The sequence below is a fragment of the Kribbella sp. ALI-6-A genome, from assembly GCF_001984195.1.
Lineage (GTDB): Bacteria > Actinomycetota > Actinomycetes > Propionibacteriales > Kribbellaceae > Kribbella.
The window spans coordinates 357,509-375,132 of sequence record NZ_MTQN01000012.1; the positions used below are offsets into that span (position 1 = coordinate 357,509).

The 17,624-nt window shown below is 70.0% G+C and carries 22 protein-coding genes; 13 read left to right on the plus strand and 9 right to left on the minus strand.

Annotation, left to right across the window (positions count from 1 at the left end; genetic code table 11):
* Nucleotides 1–96 precede the first annotated feature (96 nt).
* Nucleotides 97–1,257 (plus strand): hypothetical protein, encoded by a 1,161-nt coding sequence (locus BWI15_RS28315; protein ID WP_143465914.1) that lies wholly within the window; start codon nt 97–99, stop codon nt 1,255–1,257.
* Nucleotides 1,258–1,393: 136 nt separating this feature from the next.
* Entirely contained in the window at nt 1,394–1,828 is a 435-nt protein-coding gene (locus BWI15_RS28320; RefSeq protein ID WP_143465916.1) for a hypothetical protein, read from the plus strand.
* Between the two features lie 101 nt (nt 1,829–1,929).
* Here the strand turns inward: BWI15_RS28320 and BWI15_RS28325 are convergent, their stop codons facing one another.
* Genes BWI15_RS28325 through BWI15_RS28335 form a run of 3 tightly spaced genes read right to left on the minus strand, consistent with a single transcriptional unit; the run spans nt 1,930 to nt 3,510 of the window.
* The gene (locus BWI15_RS28325; RefSeq protein ID WP_077017611.1) at nt 1,930–2,328 is read right to left on the minus strand and encodes a VOC family protein; all 399 of its coding nucleotides are present in this window, start codon (nt 2,326–2,328) and stop codon (nt 1,930–1,932) included.
* Nucleotides 2,329–2,359: 31 nt separating this feature from the next.
* Nucleotides 2,360–2,968, minus strand: a complete 609-nt coding sequence (locus BWI15_RS28330; protein WP_077017612.1) for a hypothetical protein — start codon at nt 2,966–2,968, stop codon at nt 2,360–2,362.
* Nucleotides 2,968–3,510 (minus strand): SigE family RNA polymerase sigma factor, encoded by a 543-nt coding sequence (locus BWI15_RS28335; protein ID WP_237771497.1) that lies wholly within the window; start codon nt 3,508–3,510, stop codon nt 2,968–2,970. The genes BWI15_RS28330 and BWI15_RS28335 overlap by 1 nt, the downstream gene beginning before the upstream one ends.
* 182 nt (nt 3,511–3,692) lie before the next feature.
* Between BWI15_RS28335 and BWI15_RS28340 the strand changes: the two genes are divergently transcribed.
* The 3 genes from BWI15_RS28340 (at nt 3,693) to BWI15_RS28350 (ending at nt 5,691) form a co-directional block, all read left to right on the plus strand.
* Nucleotides 3,693–4,280 (plus strand): CGNR zinc finger domain-containing protein, encoded by a 588-nt coding sequence (locus BWI15_RS28340; protein WP_202817757.1) that lies wholly within the window; start codon nt 3,693–3,695, stop codon nt 4,278–4,280.
* Between the two features lie 74 nt (nt 4,281–4,354).
* Nucleotides 4,355–5,134, plus strand: coding sequence for a pyridoxamine 5'-phosphate oxidase family protein (locus tag BWI15_RS28345; RefSeq protein ID WP_237771498.1), 780 nt, complete (start codon nt 4,355–4,357; stop codon nt 5,132–5,134).
* A 47-nt stretch (nt 5,135–5,181) separates the two neighbouring features.
* The gene (locus BWI15_RS28350) at nt 5,182–5,691 is read left to right on the plus strand and encodes a tetratricopeptide repeat protein (protein WP_083751234.1); all 510 of its coding nucleotides are present in this window, start codon (nt 5,182–5,184) and stop codon (nt 5,689–5,691) included.
* A 12-nt stretch (nt 5,692–5,703) separates the two neighbouring features.
* Here BWI15_RS28350 and BWI15_RS28355 read toward each other — a convergent pair whose 3' ends face one another.
* The 3 genes from BWI15_RS28355 to BWI15_RS38990 form a co-directional block, all read right to left on the minus strand.
* Nucleotides 5,704–6,159 carry a rhodanese-like domain-containing protein gene (locus tag BWI15_RS28355; protein ID WP_077017615.1) on the minus strand — a complete coding sequence of 152 codons (456 nt, stop codon included), beginning with the start codon at nt 6,157–6,159 and terminating at the stop codon, nt 5,704–5,706.
* 82 nt (nt 6,160–6,241) lie between these two features.
* Nucleotides 6,242–8,152, minus strand: coding sequence for a Na+/H+ antiporter NhaA (gene nhaA, locus BWI15_RS28360; protein WP_083751074.1), 1,911 nt, complete (start codon nt 8,150–8,152; stop codon nt 6,242–6,244).
* Nucleotides 8,136–8,348 carry a hypothetical protein gene (locus BWI15_RS38990; protein ID WP_143465921.1) on the minus strand — a complete coding sequence of 71 codons (213 nt, stop codon included), beginning with the start codon at nt 8,346–8,348 and terminating at the stop codon, nt 8,136–8,138. Before BWI15_RS38990 ends, nhaA begins: the two co-directional genes overlap by 17 nt.
* Nucleotides 8,349–8,410: 62 nt before the next feature.
* On the opposite strand from BWI15_RS38990, the gene BWI15_RS28370 reads away from it, so the two are divergent.
* The 4 genes from BWI15_RS28370 to BWI15_RS28385 all read left to right on the plus strand — a co-directional run bounded on the left by BWI15_RS28370 (nt 8,411) and on the right by BWI15_RS28385 (nt 11,609).
* The gene (locus BWI15_RS28370; protein ID WP_077017618.1) at nt 8,411–8,740 is read left to right on the plus strand and encodes a hypothetical protein; all 330 of its coding nucleotides are present in this window, start codon (nt 8,411–8,413) and stop codon (nt 8,738–8,740) included.
* A 251-nt stretch (nt 8,741–8,991) separates the two neighbouring features.
* Nucleotides 8,992–9,696 (plus strand): GAF and ANTAR domain-containing protein, encoded by a 705-nt coding sequence (locus BWI15_RS28375; RefSeq protein ID WP_077017619.1) that lies wholly within the window; start codon nt 8,992–8,994, stop codon nt 9,694–9,696.
* Nucleotides 9,697–9,797: 101 nt separating this feature from the next.
* Nucleotides 9,798–10,940: an ROK family transcriptional regulator gene (locus BWI15_RS28380; RefSeq protein WP_077017620.1), complete on the plus strand. Its 1,143-nt coding sequence runs from the start codon at nt 9,798–9,800 to the stop codon at nt 10,938–10,940.
* Nucleotides 10,941–10,979: 39 nt separating this feature from the next.
* Nucleotides 10,980–11,609, plus strand: coding sequence for a GNAT family N-acetyltransferase (locus BWI15_RS28385; protein ID WP_077017621.1), 630 nt, complete (start codon nt 10,980–10,982; stop codon nt 11,607–11,609).
* Here BWI15_RS28385 and BWI15_RS39545 read toward each other — a convergent pair.
* Nucleotides 11,596–12,141, minus strand: coding sequence for a CGNR zinc finger domain-containing protein (locus tag BWI15_RS39545; RefSeq protein ID WP_077017622.1), 546 nt, complete (start codon nt 12,139–12,141; stop codon nt 11,596–11,598). The two genes, BWI15_RS28385 and BWI15_RS39545, sit on opposite strands and share 14 nt — an antisense overlap.
* A gap of 213 nt (nt 12,142–12,354) precedes the next feature.
* On the opposite strand from BWI15_RS39545, the gene alr reads away from it, so the two are divergent.
* Genes alr through BWI15_RS28405 form a run of 3 tightly spaced genes read left to right on the plus strand, consistent with a single transcriptional unit; the run spans nt 12,355 to nt 15,165 of the window.
* Complete coding sequence (gene alr, locus BWI15_RS28395; RefSeq protein ID WP_168197386.1) at nt 12,355–13,578, plus strand: alanine racemase; 1,224 nt, start codon at nt 12,355–12,357, stop codon at nt 13,576–13,578.
* Nucleotides 13,575–14,549, plus strand: coding sequence for a D-alanine--D-alanine ligase family protein (locus BWI15_RS28400; RefSeq protein WP_168197387.1), 975 nt, complete (start codon nt 13,575–13,577; stop codon nt 14,547–14,549). The genes alr and BWI15_RS28400 overlap by 4 nt, the downstream gene beginning before the upstream one ends.
* A complete protein-coding gene (locus BWI15_RS28405; RefSeq protein ID WP_077017623.1) occupies nt 14,530–15,165 on the plus strand; it encodes a M15 family metallopeptidase in 636 nt (211 codons plus the stop codon). The genes BWI15_RS28400 and BWI15_RS28405 overlap by 20 nt, the downstream gene beginning before the upstream one ends.
* On the opposite strand, the gene BWI15_RS28410 is transcribed toward BWI15_RS28405, so the two are convergent.
* Together BWI15_RS28410 and BWI15_RS28415 are read right to left on the minus strand one after the other, a co-directional pair.
* Entirely contained in the window at nt 15,156–16,007 is an 852-nt protein-coding gene (locus BWI15_RS28410) for an alpha/beta hydrolase (protein ID WP_077017624.1), read from the minus strand. The two genes, BWI15_RS28405 and BWI15_RS28410, sit on opposite strands and share 10 nt — an antisense overlap.
* Nucleotides 16,007–16,576, minus strand: a complete 570-nt coding sequence (locus tag BWI15_RS28415; RefSeq protein WP_077017625.1) for a GNAT family N-acetyltransferase — start codon at nt 16,574–16,576, stop codon at nt 16,007–16,009. Before BWI15_RS28415 ends, BWI15_RS28410 begins: the two co-directional genes overlap by 1 nt.
* A 91-nt stretch (nt 16,577–16,667) precedes the next feature.
* On the opposite strand from BWI15_RS28415, the gene BWI15_RS28420 reads away from it, so the two are divergent.
* A complete protein-coding gene (locus tag BWI15_RS28420) occupies nt 16,668–17,567 on the plus strand; it encodes a GntR family transcriptional regulator (RefSeq protein ID WP_077017626.1) in 900 nt (299 codons plus the stop codon).
* Nucleotides 17,568–17,624 lie beyond the last annotated feature (57 nt).

A 17,624-nucleotide genomic window follows, 5' to 3' on the forward strand; every position in this document is an offset into this window, starting at 1 on the left:
GCCGCGTCGAGACTCGCCGGAAGGCTGGAAGCCACCCCACTGCGGAGTCCACCGCGCTCCTTGGCCCGTGCGAGTCCGGGCGCGAGAGGACGCGCTGTGAGATATCTGCCTGACAAGCCGAGCTTGGGATTCCTGCGTCGCGAGGCCAAAGACCTGCTGGCCGCGCTGCGCGAATCGTCGCCCTCGGCGACACTGGCCGACGCGCAGCGGGCGCTGGCCGTCGAGTACGGGCTGCGCGACTGGGCCGAGCTGAGAAGCGAAGTCGAGCGGCGGGTGGCCGACGTACCGGTGGCGCCGGAGGGACTTGCCGAAGCCTTGGCCGACACCTTCGGTCTCGGACCGCTGACGGCCCCGGCGGCGCCGGTTTCCTTCACGCCGATGGGCCGCTCCTGGTCGCTGACCACCGATCGGGGGCGCTGGCTGGCCATCACCGTGCACCCCTGGATCACCAACGAGCAGGCCGAGCGGGGAGCACGCCTCCGCGATGCCGCGGTCGCCGCCGGGCTGTGCGCGCCGACGCCGGTCCGCAGCCCTTCCGGCCGCCTGATCGAATCCGTCCAGGACGGGAACTGGCGGGTCCACGAGTGGATCGAGGTCGGGCCGGCGCCGGTCCTTCCGGCGCCTGCCGCGATCGCCCGTCAGGTCGGTTCGGCGTACGGGACGTTGCACTCGCTCGGGCTTCCGGGGGACGCTCCGGTCCACTGGTACGTGTCCACGCGGAGGTCGGACGCCGAATGGCAGGACCTGCTGAGCAGGGCGCGAGCCGCGGGCAAGCCTTGGGCCGAACAACTCGCGCGGACCCTGCCGGTCCTGGCGGAGCTCGGCACGATCGATGCCGATCTCGAGGCCGATCTGATCCTGTGCAACAGCAACCTCATCCCCGAGCACGTCCGGATCGGCCACCGGGACCAACTCGTGATCACCGAGTGGGACTTCGCCGGCTCCCTGCCTGCCACGCAGGAAGTCGGCGTCGCCCTGGGGCAGTGGGCTCTGCGCCCACCCCTCAACGTCGAAGCAGCGAAGGCCTTCCGGCGCGGCTACACCGAGGCCGCCGGCTCGTGGCCGGACGTGGACCTGTCATCCTTCGCCGTCGCCACGACGGCGTACCTGAACTGGACGTACAACACGATCTGCGAAGCCATTGACCCCGCGGACGCCGACCAGGCCGACGTCTCCGAACGCGGCACCCTCGACCTGCTGGACCGCCCGATGACCCGCGCCGGACTACAACAGTTGCTGGCGGCAATCAACAGCTGATCGGTCGTCCCGCTCGCCGGCTGATCTGCAGCTTGCTGCACTTGTCACTTGCTGCAACCCGATGGTCACAGCAGCCCCCTGCGCCCAGACTCGGACCTGATATTCCCCCCGAGAGCGGAGTTCGATGATGGGTTACGTGCGCAAGACCATCGCATTGGCGGGTGCGGCGGCCGGTCTCGCCGCCGTCGTCCAGGCACCGGCCCAGGCGAGTGTCCAGTACGCCGACGACCAGTGGGGGCCGATCTGCTCTCCCGGTGGTTGCACCAGCAAGGCCGATGGCTGGATCGTGTGGGCCAACCGCACGGCAACGGTGGGGGGTTCGGTCCAGGACGACATCGCGAACCAGCAGACCACCGTCTACTTCGACGCCTTTCAGGGCAGCGTGAAGGTCGACAGTGAGACCCGTACGGCGAAGGTGTCGGACACGGCTCCCGTCTCGTTCCGTTTCACGATCGGCAACCCCGACCTGCCGGGCGGGATCGACCGGATCCGTATCCAGATCTGCCGCACGCCCGTCGGCGGATCGGAGATCTGCGACCCGGTCCAGTGGAACGAGAACCGGGACTTCTGACCTCCGCCGCGCCGGCCGCCGTCTCCCCCGAGGCAGTAGGCGGCGCTTCACGAGCAGACTTCACTTGACCCGGCGGGCCTCGACCGTGGGATATCGTTCGGTTACTCGCCTAGTTCCTCGAAAAGCGTGAGTTGGATGCCGCCGGGCGTTTCCAGGCGGGCGTTGAGGGAGTTCCACGGTGTGCGGGTGGGTGGGGCGATCAGGTTCGCGCCGGCTTCGGTGAGGGTGTGGGTGGTGCCGGTGGCGTCGGTGACCTCAAGGGCAACGCGGAACTGGCCGGCGACGCGGCGGCCGACCTCGACGTCGTCGATGTAGGCGGCGTGGTTGGGGTCGGTGATCTCCAGGGTGGCACGGCCGGCGTTCAGGATCGTCACGCTGCCGTTCTCGGAGGTGTAGGCCTCCTCCTCGGTCAGGCCGAGGACGTCGCGGTAGAACGCGACCGCCTCGGCGTAGTCGGGCGCGGTGACCACCAGTCGCAGTTGTTTGATCTGCTCGCTCATCTGCCGATTCTCACTCGCACCGGGGTCTCGCCTACTTCGGGGGAACGAAAGGCGCGATCAGCAACCGGCCGTTCACCGGATCAGCCGGACGGCTGCCGTCCGCCTTGCGCAGCTGAAGCGTCAGGACGAAGCGCCCGGAGATCGGGACGGTCCAGTCCTTGTACGAAGGTGTTGCCGTGCAGGCCAGCTCGGTGGTGACGCCCTGCCGGCTGATCGTGGGGCCGGGCTTTGCGTCGAACCTCGCCGTCAGCGTCTCGGTGGTGTCACACACCAGACCCACCCGTACGACGGATCCCTTCGGCAGATCGACCGTGAGGGAGGTTCGGTTCCGCCCCAGCTCCGCAGCGATCGGTTGTCCGTCGACCAGTGCCCCGATCCGGATCGGCACCGTCAGCGTTTCCGCGGTGACGAAGGTATTCAGGTCGATCCTCTCGGCCGCCGGGGCCTCGGTCGCGTGCCTGTCGACCACACCGAGCCCGGCGATCAGCACCGCACCCGCGGCCACCCCGGTGAGAGCTCGCCGCCGACGACGCCGGGTCCGCCTGACCGCCACCAACGCGGGCATCGGATCCACCGACACCGATTCCGGAACCTCCTCGGCCTTGCGCCTCAGCAGTTCGCTGAACTCGTCGGTGTCCATCACTCCTCCTCCGTCACAACGAGTGCGGGATCGACCCGCAGTTTGGCCAGCGCCCGGTGCGACTGACTCTTCACCGTGCCGACCGAGCAGCCGAGCGCCGCCGCGGTCTCGATCTCGGTGAGGTCCTCGAAGTAGCGCAGCACGACGATCGCGCGCATCCGCTTCGGCAGCCGGCGCAGGGCGGCGAACAGATCGGTGTTCTCGGTCACCTGCTGGTACGGCGTACCGGCGGTTTCGAAGAGCTCGTCGACGACCTGCTCGGGCCGGCTTCTTCGGCGTCGCCACCAGGCGAAGTAGGTGTTCAGGAGCACCCGTCGAACGTACGGCGCCGGGTCGTCCCCGTGGATGCGATGCCACGACTCCCAGCTCTTGACCAGTGCGATCTGCACCAGGTCCTCGGCGTGATGCCGGTCCTGGGTGAGCAGGTAGGCCATCTGGATCAGCGAGCGGTGCCGGGCCGCCACGAAGCCGGCGAAGTCCGCGTCGCTCGCGGTTCGCGCCTGCTCCGCGGGCTCCGTCCAGGACGCCACTTGATCGGTCACATCAGGTGAGAGTGAGCCTGGGCGGCGGATGGTTGGCCTGCGGGACACGGAAGTTTGTCACCCGGGACCTTTGGCGGTCACGGGTCATCATCAGTGGCGCGACCGTTGCGTCAGTTAAATCACCCAGCCACCCATTAGCATCGTGAACGAACTCGGCTTGAACTAACGCGTACAGTGGACCCATGCCCATCAGGCCGACCGTCACACAGTTGCTCGACGCGGGCTTCGCCATGGGCGGTGAGGCGTTGGTCGCCCTCGACCTCGCCGACACCGAGATCCTCGTGACCGACCCGGTGACCGACCTGCTCCGGACCGACGAGCAGCACACCACCTGGTGGCAATTGCAGGCGGGCCGGCTCCCGGAAGGGCCCCTCCCGGACGTCGTGGCGACGCGGCGACTGCGATCGGCGGTGCGTGAGGTGCTCGACGCCCAACTCACCGACCGGCGACCGCGAGCGACCGCGATCGAGGACCTGAACGCGGCCACGGCAGCGGCTCCGTACAGTGTCCGGCTCGGCCCGGACGGCCAGCTCCAGACGCGCTACCACCCCGAGTACGGCGGCAACGCCAAGCTGGCCGCGATCGCTCGCGAAACGATCGAGCTGCTGGCCGATCCGGAACGACTGACGCTGCTGCGGCGCTGCGCCAATTCCCAGTGCTCGATGCTCTTCCTCGCCGAGCACAAACGCCGCCAGTGGTGCGTCGGCAGCATCTGCGGCAACCGCACGCGCGTCGCCCGTCACTACGACAAGACCCGGAGGCACGCATGACCGCAGTCGATCGGCCGGTCCCGCCAACCGTACGGGCCAGGCCGGCCGTCGGATTTCACGAAGGTGAGTTGGCGGTGCAGCGACGGGCCGGCGTACAGCACGACGCCTCCCGGCTGGAGGGGATGCTGCGGCCTCCGCTGCTCGACGGCGGTGCGCAGAACTTCCTGGCGCAGCGTCAGTTCGCCGTCATCACCGGACGGGACGCCGAAGGACGCCTCTGGACCTCACCGCTGCGCGGCCCGGCCGGCTTCCTCGACGCGGCCGGTACGACGCTCACCGTGCACGCGGGTCTGCCCGAGGGCGATCCCCTGCACCTGATGCCGGCCGACCAGCCCGCCGGGCTGATCGTGATCGAGTTCGCGATCCGCCGCCGCGTCCGGGTCAACGGCACCCTCACCGCAAGTACGCCGAACACGCTCGTACTCACCGCCGAGCAGGCCTACGGCAACTGCCCGCAGTACATCCACCCCCGTCCATTGCCCCCAGCAACCAGCACACCCGCGGAGACCCGGACCGCCGACGGCCTGCTCGGCCGCGCGCTGATCGAACGATCGGACACGTTCTTCCTCGGCACGACCCATCACGAGCGCGGCGCGGACACGTCGCACAAAGGTGGCACGGTGCATGTCGACGGCGACGAGCTGTGGTGGGCCGACAAGCCCGGCAACAACATGTTCAACAGCCTCGGCAACCTGGTCGCCGATCCGGAGGCCGCGCTGCTGTTCGTCGACTTCTCGACCGGAGCCTCGCTGCACCTGTCCGGAACCGCGACGATCGACTGGGACGCCCCGACCGAGACAGGTCGCGCTGTCCGGTTCACTCCGGTCCGGTCAATACTGACCGGGTCCGCTTGATCACCGGGAGGCGTGACGAGCGGCCGGCGTTGCGCGGACGAGGCATGATGGTCGCTGTGAGTGAAACGCTGACGCCGGAACTCGCGGCGACCATCGAGGCGGCGTTCGCGCGCCGCGACCGGGCGAACATGGCGCCGACGATCGCCTTCTTCGAGGACCTGCTGCGCAAGCATCCCGGCAACCCGTACGTGCTGTACGAGGTCGGCGGCTCGTACGACACCGACGGGCAGGAGGAGAAGGCGCTGGTGTACTACGAGCGCGCGCTGCCCGGTCTGAGTGGCGACACCTTGCGCCGCTGCCTGTTGCAGTACGGCAGCACCTTGCGCAACCTCGGCCGGTACGACGAGTCGCTGGCGGTGTTCACCAAGGCCTGCCAGGAGTTCCCCGAATCGGACGCGCTGCGCGTCTTCAAGGCTCTCACGCTGAACGCCGCGGGTCGCAAGGACAAGGCCCTCGCGACCCTTCTGCTCGTCATCGCCGACCGCGTCGACGCCCCGGAGCTCAAACGCTACGAAGCGGCCATTCGCGGCAACGCGGACTACCTGTACTCGCGCTGAGTCCCGGAGGGCTCAGCACGCGCAGGCCACGCCGCGAGGGGCGACCAGCGGGTCCACCGGGCGGCGAGTGACTCCGTCGGCGGTCTCGACCGGGAGGCCTTCGCGGCTCCAGTACTCGAAGCCGCCGAGCATCTCCTTGACCGGATGGCCGAGGCGGGCGAACTCGAGCGCGGCCTTGGTGGCGCCGTTGCAGGCCGGGCCCCAGCAGTAGGTGACAACCGCGGCACCGGCCGGTACGACGGTCGCCGCGCGGGCGGCGATCTCGCGGGTGGGCAGGTGGATAGCACCGGGCACGTGGCCCTGGTCCCAGCTCTCCTGGCTGCGGGTGTCGATCAGCACCCAGCCGTCGACGCCGGCACCGAGGTCCGCGGCGACGTCGGAGCAATCGGTCTCGAAAGCCAGGCGGGCGGCGAAGTGGGCGACGGCGAGTTCGGCCGACGCCGGCGGGACCTGGAGCACTGCGGACATGGGATCTCCTTGTGGTTCGAGGAGTCCCCAGCGTCGCGGACCGCGCCCCCACCAGAGAAGTGGCAGAAACGACCTTCTAAGACTAATTACCGCCATTGCGCTCGGCGACCAGCGCGCGGGCCCGCGCGGTTTTGATCGCCTTGGTGAGCGTCTCGATGTCGTAGGCGCCGTAGTGCCGTTGCCCGTTGATGAAAAACGTCGGCGTCCCGGAGACGCCGCTCAGGTCGGCGGTCTCGACGTCGCGGGCGACCCGGCCGGCGGCTACGTGATGCTTCACGTCGTCGTGCAGGCGCTCGAGGTCCAGGCCGAGCTGTTCGGCGTACCGCATCAGGTCGGCGGGCTGGAGCTTGTCCTGGTTGGCGAGCAGCAGGTCGTGCATCTCCCAGAACCGGCCCTGCGCCGCCGCGGCTTCGGCGACCTCGGCCGCGATCTGCGCGCGCGGGTGCACATCGGTCAGCGGGAGGTGCCGCCAGACGTAGCGAAGGTCGTTGTCCTTGAGCAGGTCGCGCACCACGCTCTCCGCCAGTCCGCAGTACGGGCACTCGAAGTCGCCGTACTCGACCACCGTCACGGACGCGTTCTCCGGGCCGCGGACGTGGTCGCACTGCTGGTCGACGGGGTCGACGAGGTCGACCAGTTGCTCGGCGCTGCCCAGCAGGGCGGCCGCCTTCTGCGGCGGTGAGAGCAGTTTCGCGGCCCGGAACACCGTCCAGGTCACCGCCGTCGCGATCACGAGCGTGGTCAGCAGTCCGAGCTTCGCCTCGGCCAGCTCCGGGCCGTCGAACGCCAACGTTGCGATCAGCAACGACACGGTGAAGCCGATGCCGGCGATCGTGCCGCTGCCCAGGACGCCGACCCAGCCGACCAGCGGCACGACCCGGCCGCGGGTGAACCGGGCCAGCGCCCACGACGTGATCGTGACCGCGAGCGGCTTGCCGATGGCGTAACCGACGATGATGCCGAGCGTGATCGGCGACGTGTAGGCCTGACCCAGAAAGTCCAGGTCGATGGGGATGCCCGCGTTGGCCAGGCCGAACAGCGGGACGATCAGGTAGCTGGTCCACGGGTGGTAGAAGTGCTGCAGCCGGTCGTTCGGCGACAGGGAGAAGTTCAGCCCGAGGGACGCGCTGCGCGCCAGCTCCGGCGTCGGCTGCTCGCGGAACAGCCGGAACAGCCCGCTCGCCTGCTCCAGATCGTCCCGCCCCGGTGAGTACGCCGGTGCGGTCAACCCGATCGCCAGGCCGGCCACCACCGGATCGACGCCGGACGTCAGCAGCGACGCCCAGGTGAGCACGCCGAGCAGCACATAGACCCACGGCTTGCGGACGCCCGCCAGCGCCAGCCCGAACAGCACGCCGAAGGAAACAATTGCCATCAGCAACGGCATGAACGAGATGTTCTCGCTGTAGACCACCGCGATCACCAGCAGGGCGATCAGGTCGTCTACCACGAAGACGGTGAGCAGGAACACCCGGACCCGGTCCGGTACGCCGCGACCGACCAGCGCCAGCAGACCGAGCGCGAGCGCGGTGTCGGTCGACATCGCGACGCCCCAGCCGTGCGCGCCCGACCCACCGGCGTTGAAGGACAGGAAGATCAGGACCGGCAGGATCATGCCCGCCACTCCGGCGATCACCGGCAGCACGAACCGGCTGCGCTCGCGCAGGTCGCCCAGGTCGAACTCCCGCCGGGCCTCCAGCCCGACGACCAGGAAGAACAACGTCATCAGCCCGCTGTTGATCCACTCGCGCAGGTCGAGGCCCAGTTCCTCCGCGCCGAACCGCAGCGAGAACTCGGTGTGCCAGAAGCTCTCGTACGAGTCCGGCGACAGGTTGGCCCAGAGCAGCGCGAGCACGATCGCCGCCGCCAGGACGCCGGAACTGCCCGCCTCGGTGCGCAGGAACGCCCGCATCGGCGCGGCGACCCCGCGGGTCCAGCGCGAGCGCCCGGTCAGCCCGGCGGTCGACTCGGACACGTCAGCCTTCCCGATCATTCAGGCGCCGTACGGCGTCAGCGCCGCCTCGCCCTGAGTCGCTGGAACCGGACGTCCGCCGTACGGCGCGCTGGTCGGTGGCGTAGGACTCCACATGGCTCAGCATCGCATCCAGCGTCACCGCGAGCGGTCGCGGATCACTCTCCGCCAATGAGCCGAACCGGCAGCCCCCCGTGCAGCCCAGCTCCAGCCTCATGCTCGCAGCGTACGCGACAAACTGGGACACACAACCCAGAACAACCGGTCTAGGCTCACGTCATGACAGACGGACAGTACGTCGCGCGGATCGTGGACGTCCCCGGCAGTGGCCTGCGGCTCGAGCCGGCCGAAGGGTCCGTGAGGCCCGATCAGCCGACCGAGGTCAACCTGCTCGGCATGGCGGTGGCGCTCGCCCTCGGCGCCGCCGGCTACCAGCACCACCCCGAGACCCGCGACCCCGAACTGCAGACCCTCGACGCGCTGCTCGCCGGCGAGGCCGTGATGCCGTGGCACCACCCCGAGCGTCAGGGCGACGAGGTGCTGATCTGCGAACCGGGCCCGGCCGGATTCCGCTGCCGGATCGAGTCCGCGGGAGGCTCCGAAGACTGACCGGACACTTTCGTCACTCGCCGAGGTGACCTCGTCACTCGCCTTCTGACCCGTCACCCAACCGTCACCGAATCGACATTCCGCGCTCTTGCGGACCCGGCGGCGACGTCTCCGTACCGGGTTCGTCGAAGGTTTGATCGGTATTTGACACCGGACCGGCTAACAGTTCCGCCGCCGGAGCCTGCATGATGTGCACTGAGGATCACTCCAGCCACGGGGTGCGCTGACACTGAACCATGTCTGGAGCCCTGATGGCTGACTTCGACCTTGCTGCGCCGACGTCGGCCGACGCGTTCGCCAGGCTTGCGATCGAGATGCACGACGCCCCGGGTGTCGAGGAGACGATCGACGCGGTCGTCCAGTTCGCTCTGCAGGCCCTGAACTGCTCGTACGCCGGCGTCGCGCTGCACCGCCGGGGGTCCCGGCCGGAGATCGCCGCGGTGACCGACCCGGTGGTCGCCGAGGTGTTCGAACTGCAGATCGACCACCAGGACGGTCCGCTGGTCACCGTGTTGCGGGAACGGTCGAACATCCTGATCCGCGACACCATGACCGAGGCCCGCTGGCCGCTGTGGGCGGCGAAGGTGGCCCAGCTCGGCGTCCGGTCGGTGCTCGACGTGCCGCTGACGACCGGGGCCGGCTCGACGGCGTCGGTCGGTGTGCTCGGCCTGTACAGCCCCGAGCCGGACGCGTTCGGCCCGGACGACGAAGCGATCGCGCACATCCTGGCCCGGCACGCGTCGGTCGCGGTGGCCACCGCCCGGCACGAGGAGACGATGGCCCAGGCCGTCGACGCCCGCAAACTGGTCGGCCAGGCGATGGGCATCCTGATGGAGCGCTTCGACGTGGACGGCGACCGCGCCTTCGCGATCCTCAAGCGCTATTCGCAGGACAACAACACCAAGCTGCGCGACGTGGCACAGCAGCTCATCGACACCCGCAAGCTCCCGCACTAGGACGACGCCGCACCCCGCGTGGGCCCGGCAGCCTCCCGGGCCGGCGGTGCGGATTGCGTATTCTGCGTCGCAGTGGAATCGGCGCGAACGGGGGACATCGGGTGACAGGTGGGTGGCAGCCGCTGGCGGGGCCGGCTCACCGGGTCGCGCTGGAGATCCTGCTGGACGGGCCGCTGTCGCGCGCCGAGTTGTCGCGGCGGGTCGGGTTGTCGCCGGGCAGCCTGACCCGGATCACGAAACCGATGCTGGAGTCGGGCCTGCTCGTCGAGGTCACCGCGGGACCGACCGATCCGCGGGTGGGACGGCCGTCGCAGCCGCTCGACATCGTTCCGGCAGCGCACCACTTCGTCGGGATCAAGCTGACCGGAGACGACGCGGTCGGCGTACTGACGACGCTGCGGGCCGAGGTGATCGCCACCGCCGAGCTGCCGCTGCCCGACCACAGCCCGGCCGCGGTCGCCGCCACGATCACGGAGCTGACCAAGACCCTCGCCGCTCACCGCCCGGACGGTGAGCTCAGCGGCCTCGGCATCTCGCTCGGCGGCCAGGTCACCGGCAAGAACAACGTGCGACACGCGTCGTTCCTCGACTGGACGGACGTCCCGCTCGGCGAGCTGATGAGCGCGCACAGCGACGTGCCGGTGGTGGTCGCCAACGACCTCACCGCGCTCACCGCGGCGACCCACTGGTTCGGGGCCGGACGCGGCGCCGACCGGTTCTGCCTGATCACCATCGGCGCCGGCGTCGGCTACGGCCTGGTCGTGCACGACCAGATCGTCGACAGCCCGGACTCCAGCCTCGGCCTGATCGGCCACCACCCCCTGCTGTCCGACGGCGTGCGCTGCGAGCGCGGCCACGTCGGCTGCGCCAGCACTTTGCTCACCACGCAGGGCATCACCCGCGAGATCGGCGATGCCCTCGGCCGCGAGGTCACGTACGACGAATGCCTGGACCTGGCGGTCGAGGGCGAGCCCGCCGCCCGCCGGGTGATCGACCGCGCCGGCCAGGCGCTCGGGCACCTGATCGCGGCCGCCGCCAACTTCACGCTGCCCGACCGGGTCGTGCTCGGCGGCGAGGGCGTCCGGCTGGTCGAGGTCGCTCACGACGCGCTGCAGGCCGGACTACGGACCGACCGGCATCCGGAGTCGACCGATCCCCCGATCGTGCTGCTCGACCCCGACTTCCACGAGTGGGCCCGCGGCGCCGCGGTGATCGCGATCCAGACCTTCGTGCTGGGCAGCTAAGTTCTCAGTAACTTTCTATCTCGTGATAGACAGTTACCCATGGATGAACTGCTCCGCCGCTGGCAGTACGGCTGGGGGCTGTGCCGCGGCCTCTCCCCGGCCGTCGACCGCCACGCCGCCCTCGACGTCACCCTCGGCCTGCCCGACCGCCACCGCGAGCTCTTCACCCTGCCCGGTACGGCGCTCGCCCCGTGGATCGACGAGGTCCTGCACGCCGCGCGGCCGACCTGGCTCACCGTCACCACCCAGGAGCCGGACGAGGTCGCCGCCGAGCTGGAGTCAGCCGGTCTTGAACTCTTCACGGAACGCAACCTCCTGATGACGGCCGACCTGCGCGATCATCCCGCCCCTCCGACCCAGCACGCGGTGGTGACGGCAACGGAAGGGCCGTTGGAGCGCGTCGCGGTCCGGGCGCCCGTCAGCGCAGCGGAGGCCGCTCGAGGGATGGCCGCGGTGATCGGCGAGGACGCGGTGGTGCATGACGTGCACACCAGCCCGTCGTTTCGGCGCCAGGGCCTGGGCAGTGTGGTGATGCACGCGTTGGCTGAGCGCGCGCTGGCCCGGGATGCGACGACGGGGTTGCTGATGGCCACGGCTGATGGAGCCAGGCTCTACCGCACGCTCGGTTGGGTGCCTCTAGCAACAATGCTGACGGCTAGAGCCGCCTAGCCCGGTGCGCGGCGACCTTGCTGCGGTTCTGGCAGGACGTCGAGCAGAAGCGCTGGGTCCGGCTGCGCGTGGTGTCCAGGAACAGGTTGTCGCACCGATCGGCACCGCAGCTCCGCAGCCGGGAGGCATCGCTGCCCACCAGCATCGCGACCGCGGTCGCCAGCTCGGCGATCCATCCGGTGGCCGCCGAGACGCCCGGGCCCACGAAGTGCAGATGCCAGAGCGCATCTCCTTCGCGGACCAGACGAGGAGCAGCACGGGTGCTCTCGAGCAACGCGTTCACCCCGTCGGCGGCGGCATCGGTGTCGCCGTCGAGCAGCAGCCGCAGTACGGCGTACAGGTCGCGTCCGCCGGCGGCGAAGGTGGGCAGGTCGATCGTGGGGATCCGCCGCGTGGTCAGCCGAAGCGAAGCCTCGACTCCGGCCTCGTCACCGGCCGGACGGATCCGGCCCTGGGCGAACTCGCCACCGAAGGTGTTGGCCAGCGCGACGGCGGCGGCCAGGGAGTCGCGCAGGTGATCGGTTGCCTCCACCGGCCCAGTATCCCCGGTGCCGGCGCCGGGATACTGGCCCGCTCGCCGATCCACGACGAACGAACGATGACAGCGGCCCCGCGCGGCGAACCGGTCGTCCTAAGGGATGGCCGGCCGCCGGCCGGCGTGCTACCACGGTCGTACGCGGGCCACCGGCAACATCCGCCCTTGATCCGATGTGGTACCTCGTTGCCGGAAACAACAATGACCGGTATGAACCTGGTCCAGAGTCCGGCCCGTGCCTGCCTCGGTCTGGCGGAGGCGACGGTCGATCTCGGCGCGGTCAAGGCGAACGTCCGCGGCTTCCGGCAACGACTGCGGCCCGGCACCGAAGTGCTGGCCGTCGTCAAGGCCAACGGTTTCGGGCACGGCGCGGTGCAGATCGCCAAGGCGGCCGTCGACGCCGGCGCCACCTGGCTGGGCGTCGCCCGCGCCGACGAGGCACTCGAACTGCGCGCGGCCGGCCTGACCGTCCCGATCCTGGCCTGGCTGTACGACGCGACCGAGCTGATGTGGCTGTCCGACGTCGACGTCAGCGTGGCGACCGTCGCCGAGCTGCAGCAGGTGGTGTCCGCGCCGAGCGTGCATCACGTTCACCTCAAGCTGGACACCGGCCTGCACCGAGGGGGCAGTACGCCGGACCAGTGGATCGAGCTGACCCGGGCGGCCGCGCACTACGAGGCGCTCGGCGCGGTCAAGGTCCGCGGCATCTGGTCGCACCTGTCGCACGGGGACGAGCTCGACGCGACGCACAGCCGTCGCCAGCTCGGGCTCCTGCGCACCGGGGTCGCTCTGGCCCGGCGCGCGGGGCTCGAGCCGTCCGTGATCCACCTGGCCAACTCCGCCGGCACCCTCACCCTCGACGCCCCGGACTGCAACCTGGTCCGGATCGGCGCCGGCCTCTACGGCATCGACGAGCTGGGCACCGGACTGCGGCCGGCGATGCGGCTGGTCACCAAGGTCGCGCAGGTCCGCCGGATCCGCGCCGGCGAAGGAGTCTCGTACAACCACGACTACGTGACGCCGACGGACACGACGATCGCGTTGATCCCGCTCGGGTATGCCGACGGGATCCCCCGCTCCGCGGGGACGGGGGGTGGGTCGGTGGGCGCGGGCAGAGGCACGCACCCCGCGAGCGGGCGCGCGAACCCGGCGCACCCCGCGAGGGCGAGCGCTAACCCGGCATCGCCCGCCGCGAGCGTGCTGATCCGGGGCGTCCGGATGCCCGTCCGTGGGCGGATCGCCATGGACCAGTTCCTGGTCGATGCCGGGGACATCCCGGTCGAGCCCGGGGAACCCGTCATCGTCTTCGGTCCCGGCGACCACGGGGAGCCCACCGCAGCCGACTGGGCGCAGTGGGCCGGCACCATCCCGCACGAGATCTACTGCGGCCTCGGATCCCGGGTGCCGCGCCGCTACGAGGAGGCATCCCGGTGAAGGTCGCAGTGATCAGTGGCGGCGCGAGCCCCGAGCACGACGTGTCGCTGGCCAGTGGCCAGGGCATCGCCGACGCGGCCGCCGAACTCGGCCACACCGTGATCGCGCTGGTGATCGACGCCGACGGCACCTGGCGCGACGGGCAGCACGAGGCGATCGAGCTGCTCCAGGCCTGCGACGTCGCCGTACCGGCATTGCACGGACAAGGCGGCGAAGACGGCGTCATCCAGGGATTCCTCGAGCAGCTGAAGGTCCCGTACGTCGGCAGCGGCGTCGCGGCGAGCGCCGTCGGCCTCGACAAGCACCTGGCCAAGGCCGTCCTGCGCGCCCACGGTCTGCCCGTGACGCCCGGGATCACGCTGCGCGGCGCCGACCTGCGTGATCCCGAGGCCGCTCACCAGCAGTTGAAGGCGGCCAGCCTGGACTTCCCGGTCTTCGTCAAGCCCGGCAACGGTGGTTCGAGCTTCGGCGTCACCCGGGTGACCGAGCCAGCCGCGCTGGCCGACGCGATCGCCACGGCGGCCGCGCTGGACCGCCAGGTCCTGGTCGAGCAGGAGATGCTCGGCCGCGAGATCGACCTCGCGGTGATGGAGTTCCCCGACGGCCGGGTCGAGGCCGCGCCCGCGCTGGAGATCCACAGCGATCCGGATCAGCCGTTCTTCAACACCACCGCCAAGTACGCGAAGGGCGCCGGGGACCAGTTCGTCGTACCGGCACCGCTGGAGGCCGAACTGGCCGCGACCTTACGGCGGACGGCGATCGAGGTGTTCGAGACGCTGGGCTGTGCCGGACTCGCCCGGGTGGACTTCTTCCTCCCGGCCGACGGTGACCCGGTCGTCAACGAGATCAACACCTTCCCCGGTTTCACTCCCGCCTCGCAGTTTCCCCGGATGTGGGCGACCGCCGGGCTGTCCTACCCCGACGTCGTACAGAACTTGCTGGAGACCGCGCATGCCCGTGCTGCTGAGTGACGACCGGATCACCCGGATCCCCGCGATCGAGAGCGGCGAGCCGCTGGTCGACCTGTACGGGCGCGGCGTGCTCGCGCGCGATCGCCAGTTCGTCCGCGAGGGATTGGCGGACCGGCTCGCGATCGCGGACAGCTTCCTGCCGACCGGCGTCCGCCTGTACGTCGTGGAGGGTTTGCGGGACCTCGCGCTGCAGCAGCAGATCTACGACGCCTACCGCGCCGAACTGGCCGAGCTCAACCCCGGCATCCCTGACGACGAGGCACACGTCCTGGCCAGCCGCTTCGTCTCGCCGGTCGAGGTCGCACCGCACGTCGCGGGCGCGGCCGTCGACCTGACCCTGATCGGCGAGCACGGCCCGTTCGACCTCGGGACGCCGATCGACGCGACGCCGGAGCAGTCCAACGGCGCCTGCTTCTTCGACGCGGCCAACATCAGCCGGGAGGCGAGAACCAACCGCGCGCTGCTGGCCGACGTACTGACCGCTGCCGGGCTGGTGAACTATCCGACCGAGTGGTGGCACTGGTCGTTCGGCGACCGCTACTGGGCCTTCACCGAGCACCAGGCGCACGCGATCTACGGACCGGTCGTGCGCCCGGTGCTGTCCACTCACGGCTGAGCGAGACCGGCCAGGATGTCGACGAGGTCGGGCCGGTCGAACGGCCCGACGTGCGGTGCGTCGATGCTGCGCACGTCGGTCGGGTTGTCCGGGGTGAGCCGGTCGGCCTCGGCGATGAAGCGGTCCTGCAGCGCGAGCGGGATCAACCGGTCCTGGGTGAACCGCACGTAGGTCCGGGGAATCCGGCCCCAGGTCTCCGCCCGCCCGCGGCCGTCGGCGAGCGGGATCGTGGCGGACTCGTCGGGCTCGAGCCGGTTGAGCAGCCGGCTCACCTCCTCGTCGGTGAAGTCACCGGCCAGGCACTGCCGCACCCCTTCGAAGATCGCCGGATCGGCGGAGCGCCAGTTGAGCCGCGTGACCCCCAGCACCGCGGGGTCGGCGACGATCGCCGCCTGCACCAGGTGCAGCAGGCTCTCGCTGTTCTCCGGCGTCTCCAGGTACGCCGTGAGGTTCGGCAGGTCGACGCAGCAGTACGCCGCCATGTACACCACCCGGTCCAGCAGTTCCGGTACGGCGTTCCCGACGCGGCTCAGGGTGATCCCGCCCTGGCTCGCCCCGGCGAGGATCACCGGACCCTGCCGACGGGCCCGTCGTACGACGTCGACCACCCGCTCGACATAGTCGTCGATGGTGAACTTCGCGAGCGGCGAGGGCTCCGTCGCCAGCGCGCCGAGATCCTGCGGGGCCTGGTACGAGCGTGGGTAGAACGCCTCCTCGCCGTGCCCGGGCAGGTCGAGCGCGACGCTGCGCACACCCCGCAGCGTCAGTTCCCGGACCAGCCCCGCGCACCACAGCGAGGACGAGTTGGTGCCGTGCACAACAATCACCGTCGGTGAGGTCATCAGTTGTTCTCCTTCGTTGCCGGGTGCCACATCGGCCACAGCAGCGGGCTGTCCGCCACCTGCACCGGAGCGCCGAGATCTTCGAATCCGTGCCGGAGGTAGAGGGCACGGCTGCGCGGCGAGCTCGCCTCCAGGTACGCCGCCACGTTCGCGCGGTCCAGCCGGTGCCGGAGCAGGGTCGACCCGAGGCCGGCGCCCCGCCGGTCGCCGACCACGCCCATGCAGGACAGGTAGAGGTGTTGCTGCGCCGGCCGCACTCGCGCGAGCGCCTGCCCGAGGGCCCGCAACCGATCACCGGCCGCCCCGAAGACCGCCTCCAGGTCCACCGCCGGAGCGGAAGCGTCCGTCGCCGCGTTTGTTGCTTTCCACAACGACGCACCCTGGTTGCCGCCGATCAGGTACGCCTCGGCGGCCGGGTCGGCGAGCTGGAAGTAGTAGAAGCGCGCTTGCAACTGTGCCCGGCCGGCCGGCTCGGGGAAGAGCCAGCCGACGAGCGGATCGTCCGTGAACGCCTCGGTGAGGATGTCCACCACGGTGGTCGACTCGATGCCGGTGGCTTGTCTGATCATGCGTACACCGTATCGACCACTCGCCGTCTGATCCCCCGAATCGCCTTTACAAGAAGATGAAGTGTCACCAGTGAACTAGTACACTTCAGCCATGACGTCTCCCTCCGAACGAATCCTCGACGAGCTGCGGGCGCGGATCCTGACCGGCGAGCTGCGAGCCGGTGACCGGGTGCCGTCGGTGCGGCAGCTCGCGCAGAACGAAGGCGTCGCGATCGCCACCGCGACCAAGGTGCTCGCCGGCCTGCGGGACGACGGACTGGTGGAGACGAAGGTCGGCTCGGGCACCGTGGTCAGCAAGCAGGTACGGCAGCCGGCCCGCGGGCCCCGGCAAGGACTGACGAGAAGGCGAGTCCTGAGGGCAGCGATCGCGATCGCCGACCGCGAAGGACTGGAAGCGGTCTCCATGCGCCGCCTCGCCGTCGAGCTCGGTGTCGGACCGATGTCGCTCTACCGGCACATCGACGGCAAGGACGAACTCCTGGCCCAGTTGGCCGACGAGGTGTTCGGCGACATCGAACTGCCCGACCCGGGACCGGAAGGCTGGCGCGCCAAGCTCGAACTGATCTCCCGGCTGCAGTGGGAGCTGTGCCGGCGACACAACTGGCTGCCCCGGGCGATCTCGTTCACCCGGCCGGTCCTGCTGCCGAACCTGATGGCCCAGACCGAATGGACCTTGAGAGCGCTGGACGGACTCGGACTGTCCATCACCACCATGACGCGGGAGGCGTTGACGCTGCACACCCTCGTCGTCACCGCCGCTCTCTCCCGGGCGAACGAGATCGAAGCGGAACAGGAGACCGGCGTGACGCTCGACCTGTGGTGGCTCAACCAGCGGGAGCGGGCCGACGAGCTGCTCGGCCGCTTCCCGCTGCTCGCCACCACCCCGGCCGGTATCGCCGCCGATCTGGACCGGATGTTCGAGTACAGCCTGGCCCGCCACCTCGACGGATTCGCCGTCCTGCTCGGGAGTCCCACGCGCGGCGCCGATTGAACCCATCGCGCATCGACTCCAGCCCCGGTGGACCGCAGCCTGATAGTGCTTGCCTAT

Bases quoted from the DNA above. Each gene is read 5' to 3' on its own strand.
- BWI15_RS28325 (WP_077017611.1), bottom strand. From the start codon at position 2,328: ATGAGCGAGCAGATCAAACAACTGCGACTGGTGGTCACCGCGCCCGAC.
- BWI15_RS28330 (WP_077017612.1), bottom strand. From the start codon at position 2,968: ATGGACACCGACGAGTTCAGCGAACTGCTGAGGCGCAAGGCCGAGGAG.
- BWI15_RS28340 (WP_202817757.1), top strand. From the start codon at position 3,693: ATGCCCATCAGGCCGACCGTCACACAGTTGCTCGACGCGGGCTTCGCC.
- BWI15_RS28350 (WP_083751234.1), top strand. From the start codon at position 5,182: ATGGTCGCTGTGAGTGAAACGCTGACGCCGGAACTCGCGGCGACCATC.
- BWI15_RS28355 (WP_077017615.1), bottom strand. From the start codon at position 6,159: ATGTCCGCAGTGCTCCAGGTCCCGCCGGCGTCGGCCGAACTCGCCGTC.
- nhaA (WP_083751074.1), bottom strand. From the start codon at position 8,152: ATGATCGGGAAGGCTGACGTGTCCGAGTCGACCGCCGGGCTGACCGGG.
- BWI15_RS38990 (WP_143465921.1), bottom strand. From the start codon at position 8,348: ATGAGGCTGGAGCTGGGCTGCACGGGGGGCTGCCGGTTCGGCTCATTG.
- BWI15_RS28370 (WP_077017618.1), top strand. From the start codon at position 8,411: ATGACAGACGGACAGTACGTCGCGCGGATCGTGGACGTCCCCGGCAGT.
- BWI15_RS28375 (WP_077017619.1), top strand. From the start codon at position 8,992: ATGGCTGACTTCGACCTTGCTGCGCCGACGTCGGCCGACGCGTTCGCC.
- BWI15_RS28385 (WP_077017621.1), top strand. From the start codon at position 10,980: ATGGATGAACTGCTCCGCCGCTGGCAGTACGGCTGGGGGCTGTGCCGC.
- alr (WP_168197386.1), top strand. From the start codon at position 12,355: ATGAACCTGGTCCAGAGTCCGGCCCGTGCCTGCCTCGGTCTGGCGGAG.
- BWI15_RS28405 (WP_077017623.1), top strand. From the start codon at position 14,530: ATGCCCGTGCTGCTGAGTGACGACCGGATCACCCGGATCCCCGCGATC.
- BWI15_RS28410 (WP_077017624.1), bottom strand. From the start codon at position 16,007: ATGACCTCACCGACGGTGATTGTTGTGCACGGCACCAACTCGTCCTCG.
- BWI15_RS28415 (WP_077017625.1), bottom strand. From the start codon at position 16,576: ATGATCAGACAAGCCACCGGCATCGAGTCGACCACCGTGGTGGACATC.
- BWI15_RS28420 (WP_077017626.1), top strand. From the start codon at position 16,668: ATGACGTCTCCCTCCGAACGAATCCTCGACGAGCTGCGGGCGCGGATC.